7 protein-coding genes are annotated in these 6582 nt (G+C 59.6%); all 7 read left to right on the top strand.

The window, feature by feature from the left end:
• Nucleotides 1-339: 339 nt before the first annotated feature.
• On the top strand, nucleotides 340-1461 hold the full coding sequence (proB, locus tag AB7E65_RS11475) for a glutamate 5-kinase (RefSeq protein ID WP_072286900.1): 1122 nt from the start codon (nucleotides 340-342) through the stop codon (nucleotides 1459-1461).
• Nucleotides 1418-2764, top strand: a complete 1347-nt coding sequence (locus AB7E65_RS11470) for a glutamate-5-semialdehyde dehydrogenase (protein ID WP_428745951.1) — start codon at nucleotides 1418-1420, stop codon at nucleotides 2762-2764. Before proB ends, AB7E65_RS11470 begins: the two co-directional genes overlap by 44 nt.
• Before the next feature lie 144 nt (nucleotides 2765-2908).
• Complete coding sequence (gene nadD / locus AB7E65_RS11465; protein WP_072286902.1) at nucleotides 2909-3565, top strand: nicotinate-nucleotide adenylyltransferase; 657 nt, start codon at nucleotides 2909-2911, stop codon at nucleotides 3563-3565.
• Nucleotides 3566-3569: 4 nt separating this feature from the next.
• Nucleotides 3570-3929: a ribosome silencing factor gene (gene rsfS, locus AB7E65_RS11460; RefSeq protein ID WP_072286903.1), complete on the top strand. Its 360-nt coding sequence runs from the start codon at nucleotides 3570-3572 to the stop codon at nucleotides 3927-3929.
• A complete protein-coding gene (locus AB7E65_RS11455) occupies nucleotides 3926-4396 on the top strand; it encodes a 23S rRNA (pseudouridine(1915)-N(3))-methyltransferase RlmH (RefSeq protein WP_072286904.1) in 471 nt (156 codons plus the stop codon). The genes rsfS and AB7E65_RS11455 overlap by 4 nt, the downstream gene beginning before the upstream one ends.
• A 54-nt stretch (nucleotides 4397-4450) precedes the next feature.
• Nucleotides 4451-5806: a lipopolysaccharide assembly protein LapA domain-containing protein gene (locus AB7E65_RS11450; RefSeq protein WP_072286905.1), complete on the top strand. Its 1356-nt coding sequence runs from the start codon at nucleotides 4451-4453 to the stop codon at nucleotides 5804-5806.
• Between the two features lie 8 nt (nucleotides 5807-5814).
• The coding region (gpmI, locus tag AB7E65_RS11445; protein ID WP_428745952.1) for a 2,3-bisphosphoglycerate-independent phosphoglycerate mutase at nucleotides 5815-6582 on the top strand (768 nt) is incomplete at its 3' end.

Genomic DNA, 6582 nt, shown 5'->3' with positions numbered 1-6582 from the left:
AACGCCTGGACGGGGTGCGCGCCGCCTTCGCCGCCAGGAACATACCAACGCTGGCCATTTCTGCGGTTACCGGGGAAGGCCTCAAGTAGCTGGTGGCCGCGGTGGCTCGCGAACTGGAAACCTTGCGCTCCGCGTCGGAACCCTGCATCGACAATGGCGAAGGCCGCGAGCCCTGGCAACCTGACCTGTCTTGACAAGGGGCTTCAGGGATAGTTAGAATTTCACTTTTTTGTGCCGTCATTTAATGTTGTTCCACGGACGCGATTCCGCGGCCGACAGATCCGGTTTCCGGCGGCATATCTTTCGGAGTGAAGGGCTTTTTCTGGAAAGTGGACAGCCATGCGCAAGGATCTTCTGGCCCAGGTTAAAAGGATCGTTGTTAAAGTCGGCAGCGGCGTGATCTTCGGCCAGGACGGTCTCGATTACGATGTGATCGGGGCTTTGTCCCAGGATATCTGCGGGTTGCTTTCCCGCGGCTACGAAGTTGTTCTGGTCTCGTCCGGGGCCGTCGCCACCGGCAAGGGAGAACTCGGTATTGTCGGGCGTCCGCAGACCATCCCCCTGAAACAGGCCGCCGCCGCCATAGGCCAGAGCCGCCTGATGCGGGCCTGGAAGGACGCCTTCCGGCCCTGCGGCCGCTGCGTGGCGCAGATTCTGCTTACCCGGGACGATCTTGCCAATCGGCGGCGATTTCTCAATGCCCGCAACACCTTGATGACGCTTCTCGAATACGGCGTGGTACCGATCATCAATGAAAATGATACGGTCGTTGTCGAGGAGATCCGTTTCGGTGATAACGACAACCTCTCCGCCCTGATCACCTCTCTGGCGGAGGCCGACCTGCTGGTGATCCTGTCGGATGTGGACGGTCTTTACGACAGCAATCCCAAAATCAACCCGGCCGCACGGCATTTTTCCGTGGTCGAGCGCATTACCGAAGAGATTGAAAATATGGCCGGCGGGGCCGGATCCGTGGTTGGTACCGGCGGTATGTCCACCAAAGTCGAAGCCGCCAAGCGTGCCACCCTTTATGGCGTCGGCACCGTCATCGTTGACGGGCGGCGGCCCGGCGTGTTGCCCGGATTGATGGCCGGCGAGGAGCTGGGCACCTTTTTTCTGCCGGTACGCCAGCACATGTCCGCCCGCAAGCACTGGATCTCTTTCAGCAAGGCCAGTCGCGGCAAGCTGCTGGTCGACGAGGGCGCGCGGCGGGCCCTCACCGATAAAGGCAAGAGCCTTTTGCCTTCGGGAGTGTTCGCCATTGAAGGAACCTTCGAGCGCGGTGACGCGGTGCGCATCTGCGATGCCGAAGGCAAGGAGTTCGCCAAGGGAATCGCCAGCTACTCACGGCAGGAGCTTGAGCGCATCCTGGGGCATAATTCTTCGGAAATCGAAACAATTCTCGGCTACAAGTACGGTGACGAAGCGGTGCATCGCGACAACCTGGTGGTCAAGAAATGATGTCCCGCCCATCGCGCCAGCCGCATGCCTTTTACAGGAGATACCGATGACGCTACAGGATCAGATCCAACAACTGGCAAAAGACGCCCGGGACGCATCGCGGATCATGGCCCAGGTTCCGACCACGGTTAAAAATCATCTGTTGCGGCAGATGGCCGACGCCCTGGTGGCGTCCGGTGCCGCCTTGATCGAGGAAAATGCCAGGGATCTTGCCGCCGGACGCGAGAAAGGCCTGTCAGAGGCCATGATCGATCGCTTGCGGCTGGACGAAGGACGCATTCGCGGCATGGCTGACGGTCTGCGCGAAGTGGCCGAACTGCCCGATCCGGTCGGTGAGGTGACGGGCATGTGGCGGCGCCCCAACGGTATCCAGGTCGGACGCATGCGCATCCCCCTCGGGGTCATCGGCATCATCTACGAATCACGCCCCAACGTAACTGCCGATGCCGCTGGTTTGTGCCTGAAAAGCGGCAACGCGGTGGTGTTGCGCGGAGGGTCAGAGGCGATTCACTCCAACCGGGCCATTGCCGCGATCCTCAAAAAGGAGCTCGCCGCCATGGGACTGCCCGCCGGCGCATTGCAACTGGTCTCTACCACCGACCGCGCGGCGGTGACCGAACTGCTCAAGCAGGAACAGTTCATCGACCTGATCATACCCCGTGGCGGTGAAGGGTTGATCCGCTTTGTCAGTGAAAATTCCCGGATCCCGGTCATCAAACATTATAAAGGGGTCTGTCATACCTTCGTTGATGCCGATGCCGATCTGGACATGGCGGAAAAAATCTGCATCAATGCCAAGGTGCAGCGACCCGGCGTATGCAACGCCATGGAAACCCTGCTCATTCATCGGGATTGTGCCGAAGCCTTCGTGCCGCGCATCGCCCGGGTTCTCGGTGCTCTGGGTGTCGAGCTGCGGGGCTGTGCCGAAACCTGCCGGCTGGCGCCCGCGGCAACCCCGGCGCAGGAGGAGGACTGGGGCGCGGAATATCTCGACCTGATTCTCGCGGTGCGGGTGGTCGACAGTCTGGATGCGGCCATTTCGCATATCCAGGAATACAGCTCCCTGCATACCGAGGTCATTGTTACTCGCGATTATCCGAATTCACAGCGCTTTTTGCGGGAAATCAATTCGAGCGTGGTGATGATCAATGCTTCATCGCGGTTTTCCGATGGCAACCAGTTCGGCCTTGGCGCCGAGATCGGGATTTCCACCACCAAGCTGCATTCCTTCGGACCGATGGGACTGGAAGATCTGACCACCCGGAAGTTTATCGTGTTCGGCGACGGGCAGGTCAGGGAGTAACGCTGAGTACCCAGCGTCGAGTGCCGAGTCAAATCGAAAGCCTGTTACACTTTGCTCAGCACTCAGCACTCAGCACTCAGCACTCAGCACTCAGCACTCAGCACTCAGCACTGAAGCGAAGCGCAACGAAAGACGGACGAATCGATGAAGCTCGGTATCCTCGGCGGCACTTTCAACCCTGTCCATACGGCGCATCTGCGCATCGCCGAGGAGGTGCGGGAGCGCTGCGGGCTCGACCGGATTCTGTTTGTCCCGGCAGCGACACCGCCGCACAAGGAATTGGCCGGGGCGATTCCGTTTGCCGACCGATATGCCATGGTGGCCGCGGCCATTGCCGACAATCCGGATTTTGTGGCCACCGATCTGGAAAACCGGCGCGCGGGGAAAAGTTATTCGGTTCACACCCTGGAACTGTTGCACGAAGAATATCCGCAGGATACGTTTTATTTTATCATCGGCATGGATTCCTATCGATCTCTTGGCATCTGGAAGGACTTCCCGCGCCTTTTCGAGCTTGCCAATCTGGTGGTTGCGGCGCGTCCGGGGATCCCCTGCAAGGATCCGCTGGCATTGCTGCCCGTTGTCATCCGGGATCAGTTCTGTTACCATGAAAGCGCTCACATGCTGCGGCATCGCAGCGGCAATATAGTGGTTTTCTTCGAGGAAACCTATCTCGATATTTCTTCGACGCAGATACGGCGACTGGTGTCGGAAGGGCGCTCCATCCGTTATCTGCTGCCGACCGCGGTCGAACATTATATTTACCGACACGGCCTCTATCATAACGACGAAAGGTTCTGATATTTTGCAAGCCAAACATCAGGCGCTGCTGTGCGCCGCATACGCTCTGGACAAGAAAGCTTTTAATGTGCGCCTGCTGGATGTCGGCGGCCAGTCGTCGCTGACTGATTTTCTGCTGATTGTTTCCGGCGGTTCGGACCGTCAGGTACAGGCGATTGCCGAGGCTGTCGAACTGGGCATGAAAAAGGAGCACAATGTGTTGCCGCTGGCCGTCGAAGGCAAGCAGGAGGGCCGCTGGGTGCTGCTCGATTACGGTGATGTCATGGTGCACGTTTTCCAGCAACCGGTTCGCCAGTATTATGATCTCGAGGGCCTGTGGCCCGATGCGCCCGAAGTGCCTGTCGAGGAAATCGAGGAGGCATGAAGCTCAGCCTGGTCTGTGTCGGCCGCCTTTCGATCGGGTTTTTGCGGGAGGGGGTCGCGGACTATGAAGCGAGGCTGAAGCGTTATGCGCCCTTGCGGGTCCTGGAGCTGAAAGAGGAGAAGGGCGGGAAAAACGATCCGACTTTTATTCGTCGTCAGGAAGGGCGGCGCATTCTGGAAAAAATTCCGGAGGGGGCGTTTGTCATCGCGCTGGACGAGCGCGGAAGCTCCCTGTCGTCCGAGGACCTGGCCGGAATGCTCGAACGCCACATGCTGCAGGGCACCCCCGAGCTGATGCTGGTCATCGGCGGCGCTTATGGTCTTTGCGACGCGGTCAGGCAGCGTGCCGATCTGGTGCTGTCCCTGTCAGCCATGACCCTGACTCATCAGATGGCCCGGCTGTTGCTCATGGAGCAGCTATATCGTGGCTTCACCATTGTCCGAAACGAACCGTATCATAACCGTTGACGTTCCGTCTGGCCATCGGCAAGCCTTGCGGCCATACCGAAGCAGGAGAAAATCATGATTCTGATGGCGTTCATTTTCCTATTGCTGATCATCTTCTTTCTGCTGTTCTATATTCTCAACCCTCAGACCATCGCGGTGTTTTACTGGTTCGGCAACGAAGTTACGGCCTCGCTCGCGGTGGTTGTTGCGGCTTCGGTCCTTTCGGGGCTGCTGATTGGCTACCTGCTCTACATTTACGGCGCTACCGGGCATTTGCTGCGCGACTGGCGCCGCCGGCGGCTGGAGAAGCGCAGCCGCAGCGTCATGGACCTCTATCATCAGGGCATGGGGCGGCTGGTCTCGGGGGATCTTAAAAAGGCTCGACGGCGGCTGCTCAAAGCCCATGCCCAGGATGGGGGACAGGTCGATGTGCTGCTGGCTCTGGCACGGGTATGCCGGGAAGAGGGGAATCTTTCCGAAGCGCTGGAATATCTGCTTCGGGCCCGCCGGCAGTCCTCGGACAGCCTGCAGGTTCTTTTTGTCCTGGCCGAAACCTATCTGGCCGCCGGACAGGGCGACGAGGCGATAGCGGTTTACCGCTCGATTCTGGCGGTAGAGCCGGACAACCTCGAAGCGTTGCGTCGGCTGCGGGATCTGCATATGCGGGCGGAACTCTGGAACGAAGCCCTCGATCTTCAGAAACGACTGCAACGCAAGCTTGGCGGTACGCCCCAGGACGAGGATTTGCGCATTCAGGCTGGACTGCGGCTTGAAACGGCACGGGTGAGCCTGGAAGCCGGCCGGGCCGATTCGGCGGTGTCGGATCTCAAGGCGTTGGTCAAGGATCAGCCGGACTTTGTGCCTGCGCGGGTGCTGCTTGGCGATGCTTACGAAGTCTCCGCCCGCCCGGCGGAAGCTGCTTCGGTCTGGCAGGAGGGATACCGGCGTTTCGCAGAAGCTGTTTTTCTGGCGCGGCTGGAGGATCTGGCCATGGCCAACGAGGATCCCGCCGGGCTGCTTGACTTTTATCGCACTACCGCGCTCAATCGTGCCGACGACCTTCTGCTGCGGCTGTTTTACGGCAAGTTCTGCCTGCGGCTGGAGATGGTCGAGGAGGCACTCGAGCAGTTGGCCGAGATCGAAAAAAACGGGGCGGATTTTCCGCAAATGCACCTGCTGCTGGCGGAAGCGCATATGCGTCGGCGTCGTCTGGAAGAATCGATCCGCGAATACCGGAAAGTTGTCGGTTTCGAGGGCGCTCTGAATTTTGGCTATGCCTGCAGCGTTTGCAAAACCGCTTCGGTGGAGTGGAATGGTCGTTGCGAAGGATGTGGCGCCTGGGGCAGCTGCCATCTGGCGGGCCGTGAGCTGATCAAAAATCCCCCCGCCGGCGAATTGCGCGCCATTCATCATGGGGAGCAAACCGTATGACCGCGCCGATCCGCCGTCCGGTAACCCTTGTCATCCTTGATGGCTGGGGCATCAATCCCGTTTGTGCGCACAACGCCGTGTGCCAGGCCGATACGCCGCGCCTCGATGCCCTGCTGCGTGATTGGCCCCGGGCAAAGCTTGGCGCTTCCGGTCTGGATGTCGGACTGCCTGACGGGCAGATGGGCAATTCGGAGGTCGGGCATCTGAATATCGGTGCCGGCCGCATCGTCTACCAGGATCTGACCCGCATCAGTCTCAGTATCGAAACCGGGGAATTTTACCAGAATTCTGAATTGCTGCGGGTCATGCAGGCGGTGTTTCAGTCCGGTGGCAAGCTGCACCTTATGGGACTGTTGTCGGATGGCGGGGTACATTCGCATAACACTCATCTCTATGCCCTGGTCGATATGGCGCATCGGGTGGGGATCAGGCAGATCTGCATTCATGCCTTTATGGACGGGCGCGACACGCCACCGAAGAGCGGGGCAGCATACCTTGCCCAGCTCGAGGAAAAACTTGCGGAAATTGGCGCCGGACAGATCGCTACCGTGATAGGCCGCTACTGGGCCATGGATCGGGACAATCGCTGGGAGCGGGTGGCGCGGGCCTACCGGGCCATGACCGAAGGCCTTGGCTCCAGCTATTGCGATAGCGCGGCGGCAATCAACGCTGCCTATGCCGGCGGCCAGACCGACGAGTTTGTCGAACCGTGCGTTATAACAAGGGATAACCCCTGCACGGTGGCCGACGGCGACGGCATGATCTTCTTCAATTTC

This window comes from Syntrophotalea sp. (assembly GCF_050253115.1).
GTDB lineage: Bacteria > Desulfobacterota > Desulfuromonadia > Desulfuromonadales > Syntrophotaleaceae > Syntrophotalea > Syntrophotalea acetylenica.
The sequence above is the reverse complement of the archived record's forward strand: the minus strand, read 5'-3'. Positions and strand labels throughout refer to the sequence as shown.

Excerpts from the sequence above, each read along its gene's own strand:
- proB (WP_072286900.1), top strand. The coding sequence starts at position 340 with ATGCGCAAGGATCTTCTGGCCCAGGTTAAAAGGATCGTTGTTAAAGTC.
- nadD (WP_072286902.1), top strand. The coding sequence starts at position 2,909 with ATGAAGCTCGGTATCCTCGGCGGCACTTTCAACCCTGTCCATACGGCG.
- AB7E65_RS11455 (WP_072286904.1), top strand. The coding sequence starts at position 3,926 with ATGAAGCTCAGCCTGGTCTGTGTCGGCCGCCTTTCGATCGGGTTTTTG.
- AB7E65_RS11450 (WP_072286905.1), top strand. The coding sequence starts at position 4,451 with ATGATTCTGATGGCGTTCATTTTCCTATTGCTGATCATCTTCTTTCTG.